This window comes from Streptococcus sp. GP0011 (genome assembly GCF_030546305.1).
In the GTDB taxonomy this organism is placed as follows: domain Bacteria; phylum Bacillota; class Bacilli; order Lactobacillales; family Streptococcaceae; genus Streptococcus.
This window is the reverse complement of the sequence record NZ_JAUONR010000002.1, coordinates 119,070-133,894: the sequence shown is the minus strand read 5'-3', so window position 1 is coordinate 133,894 and position 14,825 is coordinate 119,070. Positions and strand designations below refer to the sequence as shown.

General features: G+C 40.6%; 13 protein-coding genes. 4 read left to right on the top strand and 9 right to left on the bottom strand.

Translation table 11 applies throughout. The features are described from left to right. Positions 1 to 14 precede the first annotated feature (14 nt). The gene (locus Q4443_RS02995; RefSeq protein WP_000140925.1) at positions 15 to 749 is read right to left on the bottom strand and encodes an amino acid ABC transporter ATP-binding protein; all 735 of its coding nucleotides are present in this window, start codon (positions 747 to 749) and stop codon (positions 15 to 17) included. Then, a complete protein-coding gene (locus Q4443_RS02990) occupies positions 749 to 1,432 on the bottom strand; it encodes an amino acid ABC transporter permease (protein ID WP_001011622.1) in 684 nt (227 codons plus the stop codon). The genes Q4443_RS02995 and Q4443_RS02990 overlap by 1 nt, the downstream gene beginning before the upstream one ends. Positions 1,433 to 1,623: 191 nt before the next feature. Between Q4443_RS02990 and Q4443_RS02985 the strand changes: the two genes are divergently transcribed. The 4 genes from Q4443_RS02985 (at position 1,624) to Q4443_RS02970 (ending at position 5,291) form a co-directional block, all read left to right on the top strand. Then, the gene (locus Q4443_RS02985) at positions 1,624 to 1,854 is read left to right on the top strand and encodes a DUF1797 family protein (protein WP_000443577.1); all 231 of its coding nucleotides are present in this window, start codon (positions 1,624 to 1,626) and stop codon (positions 1,852 to 1,854) included. A gap of 237 nt (positions 1,855 to 2,091) precedes the next feature. Then, a complete protein-coding gene (locus Q4443_RS02980) occupies positions 2,092 to 4,350 on the top strand; it encodes an ATP-dependent Clp protease ATP-binding subunit (RefSeq protein ID WP_049478870.1) in 2,259 nt (752 codons plus the stop codon). Between the two features lie 130 nt (positions 4,351 to 4,480). Then, entirely contained in the window at positions 4,481 to 4,933 is a 453-nt protein-coding gene (locus Q4443_RS02975) for an NUDIX hydrolase (RefSeq protein WP_049478869.1), read from the top strand. Positions 4,934 to 4,991: 58 nt separating this feature from the next. Continuing rightward, complete coding sequence (locus Q4443_RS02970; RefSeq protein ID WP_000767205.1) at positions 4,992 to 5,291, top strand: DUF1827 family protein; 300 nt, start codon at positions 4,992 to 4,994, stop codon at positions 5,289 to 5,291. A 70-nt stretch (positions 5,292 to 5,361) separates the two neighbouring features. Here the strand turns inward: Q4443_RS02970 and metK are convergent, their stop codons facing one another. From metK to ftsE, 7 genes are all read right to left on the bottom strand, one after another. After that, entirely contained in the window at positions 5,362 to 6,552 is a 1,191-nt protein-coding gene (gene metK / locus Q4443_RS02965) for a methionine adenosyltransferase (protein ID WP_049478868.1), read from the bottom strand. Positions 6,553 to 6,838: 286 nt separating this feature from the next. Beyond that, positions 6,839 to 8,218: a VWA domain-containing protein gene (locus Q4443_RS02960; RefSeq protein WP_000361432.1), complete on the bottom strand. Its 1,380-nt coding sequence runs from the start codon at positions 8,216 to 8,218 to the stop codon at positions 6,839 to 6,841. Positions 8,219 to 8,459: 241 nt separating this feature from the next. Next, the gene (locus tag Q4443_RS02955) at positions 8,460 to 9,803 is read right to left on the bottom strand and encodes a DEAD/DEAH box helicase (protein WP_049518967.1); all 1,344 of its coding nucleotides are present in this window, start codon (positions 9,801 to 9,803) and stop codon (positions 8,460 to 8,462) included. A gap of 131 nt (positions 9,804 to 9,934) precedes the next feature. Beyond that, positions 9,935 to 10,750, bottom strand: coding sequence for an endonuclease/exonuclease/phosphatase family protein (locus tag Q4443_RS02950; protein ID WP_049518966.1), 816 nt, complete (start codon positions 10,748 to 10,750; stop codon positions 9,935 to 9,937). A 51-nt stretch (positions 10,751 to 10,801) separates the two neighbouring features. Continuing rightward, a complete protein-coding gene (locus Q4443_RS02945) occupies positions 10,802 to 12,988 on the bottom strand; it encodes a PTS transporter subunit IIBC (protein ID WP_080976194.1) in 2,187 nt (728 codons plus the stop codon). A gap of 218 nt (positions 12,989 to 13,206) precedes the next feature. Then, the gene (ftsX, locus tag Q4443_RS02940; protein WP_000625554.1) at positions 13,207 to 14,133 is read right to left on the bottom strand and encodes a permease-like cell division protein FtsX; all 927 of its coding nucleotides are present in this window, start codon (positions 14,131 to 14,133) and stop codon (positions 13,207 to 13,209) included. Next, positions 14,126 to 14,818, bottom strand: a complete 693-nt coding sequence (ftsE, locus tag Q4443_RS02935; RefSeq protein ID WP_000022272.1) for a cell division ATP-binding protein FtsE — start codon at positions 14,816 to 14,818, stop codon at positions 14,126 to 14,128. The genes ftsX and ftsE overlap by 8 nt, the downstream gene beginning before the upstream one ends. Between the last annotated feature and the right edge of the window lie 7 nt (positions 14,819 to 14,825).

The window sequence follows — 14,825 nt, the reverse complement described above, 5'->3', positions numbered from 1 at the left end:
CTAAAAATGAGGTCTTACAAAACCTTACTCAAAAATTCCTTGGTCCGTTGTTCTTTTGTTTGATCGAAAATCTCCTCTGGTGTTCCATCTTCGACAACAACTCCATCCGCCATAAAGATAACACGGTCTGCTACCTCACGCGCAAAGCCCATTTCATGAGTCACAATCACCATAGTCATCCCTGACTTGGCAAGGTCTTGCATAACAGCTAGAACTTCTCCAACCATCTCAGGGTCTAGGGCTGAAGTCGGCTCATCAAAGAGCAAAACATCTGGTTCCATAGCAAGTCCACGTGCAATGGCAATCCGTTGTTGCTGACCACCTGACAAACTCTGAGGATAGGCCGTCGCCTTATCTGGCAAGCCAACTTTTTCTAACAGTTCCTGTGCTCTTTTCTCCGCAACTTCCTTGCTTTCACCTTTGGTTTTAATTGGTGACAAAGTAATATTTTCCATCACTGTCATATTGGGAAAGAGGTTGAATTGTTGGAATACCATGCCCATCTTTTCACGCATAGCAAAAAGATCATTTTTCTTATCTGTGATATCAACTCCTTCAAAGATAACCTTACCTTTACTTGCTTCTTCAAGTAGATTCATCGAACGAAGGAGAGTTGATTTCCCGCTCCCTGACGGACCAATAATGACCACAACTTCTCCACGTTTAATCTCAAGGTTGATGCCTTTTAAAACTTCATTTTTCCCAAAAGACTTATGTAGTTCTTCAATTTTAATCAAGGTTTCTGTCATTATTTCTTGTCTCCTTGTCCAATATGTTTTTCAAATGCTTTCAACGCCACTGTCAAAACAGAGGTCATAATCAAATAGTAAAAGGCTGCAAATAAAAGAGGAGTCAGCGGTAAATAAGTTGTTGTTGCTACTGTCGTTGCACCATTCCACAACTCCATAACCCCAATCGCAGACAAGAGGGAACTATCCTTGATAATGGTGATAAATTCATTTCCCAGAGCTGGAAGAATATTTTTGATAGCTTGTGGCAAAATGACATAACGCATGGCATTTTTCGGACGAATACCTAAAGAATATGCGGCCTCTAACTGCCCTTTAGGAACCGCATTGATCCCAGCACGAACAGTTTCTGAAACGTAAGCTCCACTATTCATAGAAATAATCAGAATACCAGGAATCAAACGAGAAAGATCAACTCCTAAAATTCCCACTTGGATAGTCGGAGCATTGATATGCATAAGAGCAAAGGCAATCATTATTTGAACCATCATCGGCGTCCCACGGAAGATCCAAACATACACATTTGCAAACCAAACGAGCGGTTTAAAGCGTGAACGTTGGGCAAAGGCCAGTAACACACCTATAATGGTCCCTAAGCAGACAACAAGGATAGAAATCAATACGGTAATCAGAGCACCATAGTTAAAATATGGTAAATACTTTGGTAAAAAAGAAAAATTCATATTCAATCAACTTTCTATGTATTATATTGTATGATTATAACATGAATTGAATTAAAATTCAATCTTTTTTCCCTAATTTTAACAATTAACTTGATAGAATGGAGAAATAGAGAGAAATCACAGTTTTTTTCTAGTCAACTACCTCTTGTTTATGGTAAAATAGAAACGATAAGAAATGGAGGAGAATCAAAATGGAATCACATTTGGTTAGAATCATTAACCGCCTAGAAGCAATGACAAAAGATGGTGGAAATCTAAAACGTAATTTTGAACGTGAAGGTGTTGTTGTCGCAGAAGTTGCATACAGCCACGACGAAGAAAATGGATCACTCTTCACCCTTCGCGATGTAGAAGCTCGTGAAACTTATACCTTTGATAGCATTGATTTGATTGCAATGGAGATCTACGAACTCCTTTACTAATATAAAAACAACGGGCAGTAAGGCCCGATAAATGAGAATCCTTTTTGTCACCACAAATGGGATTTTTTCTTACCTTCAATGTCGCTGGATTCTCCATGAATCCCTCTTTTAAAAACGACCACTTCCCAATCTTTTTACTTGCTTTACACCTTAATCATGCTATAATGAGAGTATAAAACTTTGACTATTCTTGACCTTTTTCTTAGACCAAGAATAAGAATGAAATGAGGTAGATGTATGCTCTGTCAAAACTGTAAAATAAACGACTCAACAATTCATCTGTATACCAATATCAATGGACAGCAAAAGCAAATTGATCTCTGTCAAAATTGCTATAAAATTATCAAAACAGATCCAAATAATACCCTCTTTAAAGGAATGACTGACTTAAATAATCATGACTTTGATCCTTTCGGCGACTTTTTCAATGATTTGAACAATTTCAAACCTTCTTCTAATAACGTCCCTCCAACTCAATCTGGTGGGGGATATGGAGGAAATGGTGGTTATGGACCTCAAAACCGAGGCCCGCTTCAAACACCTCCTAGCCAAGAAAAAGGACTCCTAGAGGAATATGGTATCAATATTACTGAGATTGCTCGTCGGGGAGATATTGACCCTGTTATCGGTCGAGATGAGGAGATTATCCGCGTTATCGAAATCCTCAACCGTCGAACCAAGAACAATCCTGTCCTCATCGGAGAACCGGGTGTTGGTAAAACAGCCGTTGTGGAAGGTCTAGCTCAGAAGATTGTCGATGGCGATGTTCCCCATAAACTTCAAGGCAAGCAGGTCATCCGTCTGGATGTGGTCAGTCTAGTCCAAGGAACAGGGATTCGAGGCCAATTTGAAGAACGTATGCAAAAACTCATGGAAGAAATCCGCAAACGTGAGGACATCATCCTCTTTATCGATGAAATCCATGAAATTGTTGGTGCAGGATCTGCTGGCGATGGCAATATGGATGCAGGAAATATCCTCAAACCAGCCCTTGCCCGTGGTGAATTGCAAATGGTCGGAGCCACTACTCTCAATGAATACCGCATCATTGAAAAAGATGCTGCCCTAGAGCGTCGTATGCAGCCCGTCAAGGTAGATGAACCAACTGTTGAAGAAACCATTATCATCCTCAAAGGGGTTCAAAAGAAATACGAAGACTACCATCACGTCAAGTATACTGATGCGGCTATAGAAGCTGCTGCAAATCTATCCAATCGCTATATCCAAGACCGCTTCTTGCCAGACAAGGCTATTGACCTGTTGGATGAAGCTGGTTCTAAGATGAATCTGACACTGAACTTTGTTGATCCTAAAGTGATTGATCAGCGCTTGATTGAGGCTGAAAATCTCAAGGCTCAAGCTACACGAGAGGAAGATTTTGAAAAGGCTGCTTATTTCCGCGATCAGATTGCCAAGTACAAGGAAATGCAGAAAAACAAGGTGACCGATCAGGATACTCCAATCATCAGCGAGAAAACAATCGAACATATCATTGAGCAGAAAACCAATATCCCTGTTGGAGAACTCAAAGAAAAAGAACAGTCTCAGCTTATCCATCTAGCAGACGACCTCAAGGCCCATGTTATAGGTCAAGATGAAGCTGTCGATAAGATTGCCAAAGCCATCCGTCGTAATCGTGTTGGACTTGGAACTCCTAACCGGCCAATCGGAAGCTTCCTCTTTGTCGGACCAACTGGTGTCGGTAAGACAGAACTCTCTAAACAACTAGCCATTGAGCTCTTTGGCTCTGCTGACAGCATGATTCGCTTTGATATGAGTGAATACATGGAAAAACACAGTGTGGCTAAATTAGTCGGTGCCCCTCCAGGTTATGTTGGCTATGATGAAGCTGGTCAGTTAACGGAAAAAGTTCGTCGCAATCCTTACTCACTCATCCTTCTCGATGAGGTCGAGAAAGCCCACCCAGATGTCATGCACATGTTCCTTCAAGTCTTGGACGATGGTCGTTTGACTGATGGGCAAGGACGCACAGTTAGCTTTAAGGATGCTATCATTATCATGACCTCAAATGCGGGTACTGGTAAGGCCGAAGCCAGCGTTGGTTTTGGAGCTGCTCGTGAAGGACGTACCAACTCTGTTCTCGGTGAACTCGGTAACTTCTTTAGTCCAGAGTTTATGAACCGTTTTGACGGCATCATCGAATTTAAACCTCTCAGCAAGGACAACCTTCTCCAAATCGTCGAACTCATGCTAGCGGATGTCAATAAACGCCTCTCTAGCAACAATATCCACCTCGATGTGACAGACAAGGTCAAGGAAAAGTTGGTTGACTTAGGTTATGATCCAAAAATGGGGGCACGCCCACTCCGCCGTACCATTCAAGACCATATCGAGGATGCCATAACAGACTTCTACCTTGAAAATCCAAGTGAAAAAGACCTCAAGGCAGTTATGACAAGCAATGGCAATATTCAAATCAAATCTGCCAAAAAAACTGAGAAAACAGAAGAGATTGCTTCTGAAATAGAAGAATAAATCTATATAACAAGTGCAGAAAGTCTATCATTTTCTGCACCTTTTTTACTAAAATAAATGTAAAACCTTGACAGCTTGCCCCTCGTCCATTATGATAATAATAAAGACACTAGAGAATGAGGAAAAAGCAATGGCAAACCCAACTTATGGTGATAAAAAAGAGAATGTGACCTACCAGCCCCGCTATGGTGTGTACGCAGTTATTCCGGATGCGGAGAAAAAACAAATTGTCTTAGTTCAAGCTCCCAATGGTGCTTGGTTCTTGCCAGGTGGAGAGATTGAAGCAGGCGAAGATCATCAAGAAGCACTGAAGAGAGAACTAATCGAAGAACTTGGCTTTACAGCTGAGATTGGAACCTATTATGGACAAGCTGATGAGTATTTCTACTCTCGCCACCGTGATACCTACTACTACAATCCAGCGTATCTCTATGAAGCTATTTCTTTCAAAGAAGCACAAAAACCATTGGAAGATTTCAATCATATTGCTTGGTTCCCTATTGATGAAGCAATTGAAAAACTCAAACGTGGTAGCCATAAATGGGGAATTGAAGCTTGGAAAATCCAGCATGGAATTGGCTAAAATACACGATTTTATCCAAAAAGTGCTATAATAGAATTAGAAAATCGGAGGAACTGTTATGAAGCTTATCAACACGACTAATTCACACTCGCAACTTGTTAAAAGCCAATTAGAAAGCACAGACGCAACTCTTGTCGAGGTCTATTCTGCTGGAAACACAGATGTAGTTTTCACGCAAGCCCCGCTTCACTATGAAATCCTCATTTCCAACAAACACCGTGCTATTCGTGAACCTGAAATCGAAACTATCCAAGACTTCTTCTTAAAACGTAAAATCGACAAAGGAAGCATTGATGAAGCCAATATCAAGACGCTTTATTCAGATAAATTGATTGAGATTTCAATCCCTATAAAATAAGAAGACCAGCCAAAAGCTGGTTTTCTTTTGCAAAAAAGATTGGCAGTGCACAGCTACCAATCTTTTAGTTTTATTTCACAGCTTCTTTTAATGCATCTACCTTATCCAAACGTTCCCATGGAAGGTCAATATCTGTACGTCCCATGTGTCCATAAGCCGCTGTTTGACGGTAAATTGGACGTTTGAGATCCAGCATTTGGATAATTCCCGCAGGGCGAAGGTCAAAGATTTGACGCGCTGCTTTTTCAAGCTTGCTTTCAGCTACTGTTCCTGTACCAAAAGTATCGATACGAACAGAAACAGGTTGCGCCACCCCGATAGCATAAGCCAATTGCACTTCTGCCTTCTTAGCAAGACCTGCTGCAACGATGTTCTTGGCAATGTAGCGAGCTGCATAAGAGGCTGAACGGTCCACTTTCGTCGCATCCTTACCAGAGAAGGCACCACCACCATGACGAGAGTAGCCACCATAGGTATCCACGATAATCTTACGACCAGTCAAACCTGAGTCCCCTTGAGGTCCACCGATTACAAAGCGACCAGTTGGATTGATGAAGAATTTGGTTTGCTCATCCAAGTAAGAAGCTGGGATCACCTCTTTGATAACCTTGTTAATCACATCATTGTGAATTTGTTCATTGCTAACTTCTGGATCGTGCTGAGTTGAAATAACGACTGTGTCCACACGTACCGGACGGTCATTTTCATCATACTCAACTGTTACTTGTGATTTGGCATCAGGACGAAGATAGCTAATTTCACCAGACTTACGAAGTTCTGCCAAACGACGAACCAACTTGTGACTAAGTGAGATTGGTAAAGGCATGAGTTCTTCTGTCTCATCCACTGCAAACCCAAACATAAGACCTTGGTCACCAGCACCAATCAAGTCCAGCGGATCTTGATCTACATTCCCACGAACCTCCAAGGCTTCGTTAACACCTTGGGCGATATCTGGTGACTGCTCAACAAGTGACGGATGAACTCCCACCGTCTCTGCAGAAAAACCATACTCTGTATTGGTATAACCAATCTCTGCAATGGTATCACGAACCACTCGGTTAATATCTACATAAGCATGTGTAGAAATTTCACCAAAAACATGGACCGAACCTGTGTATACAGCTGTCTCGGCAGCAACGTGCGCCTCAGGATCTTTAGCTAAAATAGCATCCAAAATCGCATCTGAAATTTGGTCTGCAATCTTATCCGGATGCCCCTCAGATACAGATTCAGACGTGAATAATTTACGTTCTGACATAAAAATGTCCCCCCTTAAAAAATATTGTTATAGAGTTACAAAGTACTGATAGAAAATTCTACCATCTTATCGGGACTATATAACCTTATCATTATACCACTTTTTACTTTTTTTTGCAGTATTTTCTCGAAATCGAAAAAAGAACCTTACGGCTCTTTTCTCATCATAAAAATTCGGCTTGTACTCCATAATACAGAAGATTATACCTATGCTAATCTGCATACTTTGTTTACAAACTACCTATTTTTTTATCACAATGTTCTTACAAACAATCTTCCAGTTAGGCTTACTGTTCCTTAGACTTTCTATTGCTTACAGTTAAGCCAAGTCCAGCCATTAGGAGGCCAAGTCCTACAATACCATAGTTCGCTGTATCATTACTTCCTGTATCAGGGAGTTTCGCCACTTCTTTTTTATAAGCTGTAGCTACTGGAACTGTGGTAGTTGGAGTCGCACTTCCTGTCTGAGCAACAGGTAGTGTTGTACGACGTTCTAGGTAAAATTGGTAATTATCTTTCGTTACCTTGTAATTGTGTCCTTCAGTCACAGTTTCAACAATCCATGTAGTTGCATCCTTAGTTAAAGAATCAGCCAAGTTACGATTAATATTCATTAATCGACCTTCAGATACAAAATCTTTATAGCTAATATCGGTCCCTGTCGAAGTTGCAACAATTCTTTCGATTTTTGCGGCTTTCAAAGACGCAAGAGTATTCGCCATCGTTGGAATTGAAGGATCCTCCTTCATTGGAGCATCTGTCAACAATACGACAAACTTTTTATTTTTAGGTGACTTAGACCAGTCGTAGGTTGAAACAATTTGTGTAAGAGTAGGTGTAGATGTTTCAGGGAAGTCTCCACCATGTGCAAGCTTAATGCCTGCTAAGGCTTTTTCAAGCTCAGCTGGGTCAGAGGTAAAATAAGATTCATTAAATTTTGTTAAAATTGTACCCTCATCTGCTAATCCACCTATACGTCCATATACTTCATCACTAAAGGTAGCTAATCCAAAACGTGCTGCTACTCCATCTTTAGCAAGATTTCTTGCAAACTCATTGATATTGTTACGGACAGTGTCAATAGTTCGAGACATAGATGCTGAACGGTCAACAACAAAAACGATATCGGCAGAGTTAGATTTTGAAATCGTTCTTGTCGCTTTCTTGATTTCGACTGTAGTTGTTTTATCAACACGTTCATATTGGGTATAAGAATTTCCATCTTCATCTTTCCCACTCACTGTACTCTCAGTTGTTTCAGTCTTTGGAGCAGGAAGTTCTTCACTTTTTACAGGTGCCACTTCTGTCTTTGTGACTTCAACTGTTGCAGTTTCTTCATGAATCTTTTGATCACCTTCTTGGCGTTCTTTCACGTCAATAGGTGAAACCTTCTTAGAAACATCAACAAGTTCTCCAGGTTTTGCATCTGATTGGTTAACGACTGGTTTCGCCTCATCAGCTTTAATTTCTGCTACAGCAGCTTCGACTGCCGATTTATTTGCTTCGGTTTTCTTTACTGTTTCAGCTGAAGTAGATGCCGGTTGTGTTGTTTCATCCGCAGACACTTGTCCGACCTGAGCAAAAGCAAACAAAATTGCTACAGAAGCCAACCCAACTTTCATTTTACGGAATGAAAAACGTTGTTGTTTCATAAATGATTTATCCATAGAAGTCCCCTTTTCTTTTCACGGATCAAATGATATAATCCGATTGTTTTATAGTATGATAACACAATTTTGTATAGTTTTCAATTTTTTTCCTTATGATTTCAATAAAATATTGCTCTAAAAAAGGTTTTAAAGCAATTACTGTTTTATAAATCAAATTATTTAAAATATATAATTATTATCTCCTTTGAATATTTCCGGAAATAAAAACTCAGTAGAATCACCTGATTCTACTGAGTTTTTAAAATGTTTGGCGTTTAGCTTTACGCTCTGCACGGCCACGTGCGCGATTTTCAGCACGCTTGGTTTTGCGGCGTTTTTCATCCACCGCCCATTGAATCTTCTTCTTATAGCCAGGTTTGACTTTTTTCTTTTTCTTTTTAACCAAGCCAATCATTTCAATATCAAGCTTATCCTGCTTCTTTTCACGATTAGCACGACGATCACGGTCATAGGTATCTTGAAACTCTCCGTCTTTGACCATCTTAGGAATAAACTTGATTCCTAATTTCTCCAACTCACGGATATCCGAGTCATCACTAGGCTGGTAAAGGGTAATCGCTGTACCAGGCAGTCCGTTGCGCCCAGTTCGTCCAACACGGTGAACAAAGAAGGACAAGTCTTGCGGAATGGCATCATTGATAACATGGCTGACCCCTTCAATGTCAATTCCACGCGCTGCCAAGTCTGTTGCAACAATGTACTCAAAATCCAGATTTTTCACTTGATTCATGATCCGTTTGCGTTCACGAGGAGCAATATCTCCATGAATCTTAGCTACCTTCAAGCCTTGAGCAGTCAAGTAGGCATGTAACTCATCAGCACGCGTTTTTGTATTAACAAAAATCATTGCTAAATAAGGCTGCATCAACTGAGTCAACTGATAAATTTGAGCGTTCTTGTCACGGCCCTTGGTCGAAATCAACCAGTTATCAATGGTATCTGAGATGACTGTTTTGGTCTTAATTTTCTCCATGACAGGATTTGACAAGTATTTCTTCAAGAATGGTTGCAATTTTTGAGGAATCGTCGCTGAAAAGACCATGAATTGCAAGTCTTTTGGAAGGCTCCCTGCGATCTTATCAACGGTTTCCAAGAATCCCATATCCAAGGTCATATCGGCTTCATCAATTACAAAGGTCTTGGCCTTGTGAATAGCCAAATCACCAGATTTGACCAAGTCATAGATGCGACCTGGCGTTCCGATAACAATATGTGGTTGGTTGCTGGCAAGTTTTTCAATCTGACGCGCCTTATCCGTACCACCCACATAATTAACCACACGAACTTCGACATCTGAGTGAGCTGCAATCTGACGGGCTGCTTGGTAGATCTGAGTAGCCAACTCACGACTTGGTGCAGTAATGACCGCTTGCACACTATCGCTAGTTTCATCTAATTGCTGGAAAATGGGTAATAAGAAAGTATGAGTCTTTCCTGAACCTGTTTTTGACTCGCCCACCAAGTCACGACCTGCCAAGACAATAGGAATCAACTTTTCCTGAACTTCGGTAGGAGTCGTAAACTTCAACTCCTCCAAGGCCTCTACTATATAATTTTTAAATTGAAATTTCTTAAATGACATACTATCCTCGATTCTATCCTTTCAATTATACCATATTTTGTCCTATTGCAGTAGCCCCATTTGAGTCTCAATCCTGTAGTAAAGATTCAAGTAGCTTAAAAGGTTGGAACCTCTGATTCCAACCTCTTTCATTATTTCCAGGTCAATACAGCATTCAAACCATAATGATCACTGACTTGTGGACTATTTCGTCCATCAAAAACTACTTGCAAACTCTCTACTTCTAACTCTTTGGTCGTAAAGACGTAGTCGATTCGTAATGGCTCGGTATTGCCTTTCCAACCATCAATTTCTGGTGGAACGGTATAGCTACCACTTCTTTCTTTCGCAACTTCAAACGCGTCTTGTAATCCTAATGGGCTAGCTAAAATCGCTTGATAGCCTTCCTGACCAGCTGGATTATTAAAATCACCCGCTAAAATTAGAGGTTTCTTCAACTCTTTTAGTACAGCCTCAAATCGTGCCCATTCTTCTTGGAAACCTTTATCCCACCAAGAGAGATGAACGCTTGCAAGAGCAAGTTCCTTACCTTCAACCTCTGTCTCAGCCAAGGCAACGCGACGAGTATGGTAGTCCGTTGGATCATCTACATCTGATACTAAAATCTCACGCGCCTTAATAGGTGTTTTGGATAAGATGGCTACGCCTTCATGGTAGCGGTCATAGCCAATATGATTGTAAGCCCAAGTCCAGTAGTAGTTTTTCCCTTTCTCAGACAATTTTTCAACCAGAAGTCGGACATAGTGGTCCTGATGAATGGGTTCTGCTGATGGTAAAGCTTGATAGTGATTGTTAACCTCTACCTCAGGCGAAGTCATTTCTTGATTGATTTCTTGGAAACAAATCAAATCATAATCCTTATCAAGAATGTCTTGGAATAAGATTTGGAATTTTTCCTCTGCTTCCTTCTCCATCCAACTGTGGGTATTGAGTGTTAGAAATTTCATGCTTTTCTCCTAAAACAAGAGGTTGGAAAACAGCTTCCAACCCCAAGTATATTACAATTCTACTTTAGCAACTGCTGTTTTAGCTGCAAGAGAACCTGTTTGTTCTAATTTAACTGATTTGAGGACATCACCATTTGTGAAGACAACCACTGTTGATGTTTTGCGTCCTGCTTCTCGAATAGCATCCAAGTCAGCTGTGACAAGAAGGTCACCAGCGGCCACTTTTTGTCCTTCAGAGACATGAACAGTAAATGGTTTTCCTTCAAGACTTACTGTATCCAAACCAATATGAACAAGCACTTCAAGACCTGAGTCAGTGACAAGACCAAGAGCGTGTTTTGTTGGGAAGATACTTGATACAGTACCAGTAACTGGAGATACAATGTTACCATTTGCTGGCTCTACTGCAAATCCATCACCCATCATTTTTTGAGCAAAAACTGGATCTTCCACTTGTTCTAAAGCAACAACTTGACCGTCAGCTACTGAGTAAACTTCTTCAGTTACACCTTTGTAGTGTACAGTATTTTGTTGAGTTTCTGTCATTTGGCTTGGAAGAGTTTCAGGAATTACTTCACCTGAGTCAAGGATATCTTGGATATCAGATTTCAATACGTCAGCTTTTGGTCCGTAGATAGCTTGGACACCTTGTCCTTTCATGACAAGACCCATAGCTCCTTCTGCTTTCCATTGTTCCTCAGTACCAACGCGATCTGCGTCTTTAACAGTTACACGAAGACGAGTCATACATGCATCCACATCTACGATATTTGCACGACCACCAAGAAGGTTAATGATGTTTACGGCTTGAGAAGCTGCTGCAACTTTTGGAGTTCCAGGAGCTGCTTCTTCTGATGTTCCTTCAGCTGTTTCGTAGTTTCCGTTACGTCCTGGAGTTGCGTAGTTGAATTTCTTGATCATGAAGTTGGCAATGAAGTACATGATAACCGCAAAGAGAACAGTTACCCAGATAAAGTTAACGATATCCATACCAATACCAGCATTAATTGCCAATGGTGTACGAGTCAAGAATTCAATTGAACCGAATGAGTGGACACGAAGGTGAACAATATCTGCCATAGCAAAGGCAGCACCTTGAACTACTGAATAAACAAGGTAAAGCGGTGTTGCGATGAACATGAACATATACTCGATAGGTTCAGTAACCCCTGTCAAGAATGTTGCAAGGGCTGTCGCAATCATCATACCCTTGTATTGGTGTTTCTTGTCAGCATCAACATTGCGGTAGATAGCAACGATGACACCCATCAAGATACCAAATGAACCGATCATTTGTCCAACTTTGAAACGAGCTGGAGTGACTGTTGTAAGAAGGTGTTGGTATTGGTCAGCATTTGAACCTTTAAGGTTAACAAGGTCAGTTACCCATGCAAGCCAAAGTGGATCTTGACCAAATACTTGTGTTCCTTTTGCAGCACCAGTTAACACTTCGTATGTTCCACCAAGAGCTGTATAGTTCATTGGGATAGTCAACATGTGGTGAAGACCGAATGGCAAGAGCAAACGTTCCAAAGTACCATACAAGAATGGTGCAAGAACTGGAGCAGTTTCTTGTGAGTTGGCAATCCAAATACCAAAGTTGTTGATACCTGTTTGAACTACTGGCCAAAAGGCAGCAAGTACAATTGCAGCAATAGTTGAACGAAGAATAACGACGAATGGTACGAAACGTTTACCATTGAAGAATGAAAGGGCATCAGGAAGTTTACGGAAGTTGTAGTATTTGTTATAAGCTGTTGCCCCAACAAAACCAGAGATAATCCCTACGAAAACCCCCATGTTAAGCGCTGGTGCCTCAAGAACGCTGATAAAGTAGTCAGCAACCTTGATTGAACCACCAAAGAAAGTAGTAACCATTGCTTCAGGGTTTTTCAACATATCACCTGTAACACCGAAGATAGTACCTGTGATACGGTTAATCAAGATAAAGGCAAGTCCGGCTGCAAATGCACCACCTGCACGTTCTTTTGCCCAGCTTCCCCCAATAGCAAGGGCAAACAAGATATGAAGGTTACCGATAACCCCCCAACCAATTTGCTCAAGGATTCCACCTGTAATCACTAGAGGAGCAAGGTTTGGGTCGATCATCACGATTGATTTACCGATTGAGATCATCAATCCCGCCGCTGGCATAACGGCGATAACCACCATTAAAGCCTTACCGAATTTTTGCCAAAATTCGAAAGACAAGACATTTTTGAATGTAGCTTTCATCATTCAAATCTCCTTTATTTTATTTAGGCAAACGTTTTACGAAAACGTTTGCATTTGGTTATGTATTAATTATACCACTTTTATTTTTTTTGTAAAGGCTTTTATAAAAAAATTGTCTATTTTTTTAATTTTTAGAAAGGAAAAAGAGAAGTTTACAAAAACTTCTCTTTTAAATATGTATTATTTTTCTGATTTGTACTGCAATTTGCATTTAAATCCAACTAGATCTTCAAGAATCGACGCATCGAAATCCCCGAACCAATTGAACCAATGAAAATTCCGATTATAAATAATAGGACTGTCATCAGAGGAATAAACACATCTGGTGTAATCATTGACAAGTTTTGACCTACCAAGGATTTATTGACCGATTGATAAACCATATTGTAAACAAAGAAAACAAGGACAGAAGGAATCGCTGCACCAAGCAAGCCAATAAAAGCACCTTCTAGCAAGAATGGACCACGGATGTAGCCATTTCTCGCTCCTACCAGACGCATGATCTGAATCTCACGACTACGTGAAATAATGGTGATACGGATGGTATTGGAAATGAGGAAGACTGCGATAAAAATCAAGAGCCCTGCAATAACCAATCCCCAAACACGGATAAAGGAAGCCAGTTCAAAAAGTCGTTGAGTGTTGGCTCCACCATCTTGAACCTCTGATACTCCCTCAATTTTCTTAGCTTCCTCAGCTACTGTTTTAACATCACTCGGAGAATTTGTGTCAACGATATAAGCATCATAGAGAGGGTTTGCATCCCCTTCAAAGACCTTCCAATCGTCACCCATTGTTTCCGTTAGTTTTTCGTACTGTTCTTCTTTACTTGAGAAGGTAACACTTTTAACAGCAGGTATAGCTTTCAAGGCATCATAGACCTTGTGGTAGTCATTATTGGTAACTGTCTGACCTTCTTTTTCAATCGTTTCACTGTTATCAGCTACATCCTTACGAATGTATACCATGACCCGAACGTTGTTTTCAATATCGGTAGCCAGTTTTGCTGTATTAAAAATTACAGATGCAAACAGGGCAACGAGTGTTAAGGTAATCATAACCGAACTTACTGCTGCTACTGTCATCCAGCCATTTCGTTTTAAACTTTTTAATGATTCAAATAAATGGCGAAAAAATCTACTAATCATCGTATCCATATTCTCCTTTAGCTTCGTCACGAACGACACGGCCATTTTCAATGGCAATGACACGGTGGCGCAAGGTATTTACAATCTGGCTATTGTGAGTCGCCATCAAAACAGTAGTACCTTGGAGATTGATGCGTTCCAACAGATTCATAATTTCCCATGAATTATCTGGGTCCAAGTTTCCTGTTGGCTCATCGGCAATCAATACTTTAGGATTGTTGACAATCGCACGAGCAATCGCAATCCGTTGCTGCTCTCCACCTGAGAGTTCATTAGGGAAAGAGCGAACCTTATGTTTCAAACCAACCAGGTCCAATACTTCCATAACACGTTTTTTGATGTTGCGACGGCTCTCACCGATTACTTCCATTGCGTAGGCAATATTCTCATAAACGGTCTTCTTAGGTAAAAGTTTATAATCCTGGAAGACTACCCCAACACTACGACGTAGAAGTGGGACATCTTTCTTCTTAATTTTAACTAAATTAAAGCCTGCAACTGATAGGCTTCCTTTTTCGATCTTTACTTCTCGGTATAAAGCTCGAATAAAGGTTGACTTACCTGCCCCAGAAGGTCCTACGATATAGGCAAATTCTCCTGGTTCAATGGTAACAGATACACCACGCAGGGCAGTCGTTCCATTGTCATACTTTTTGACAACATCTCTCATTTCAATAATTGACATATGAGTT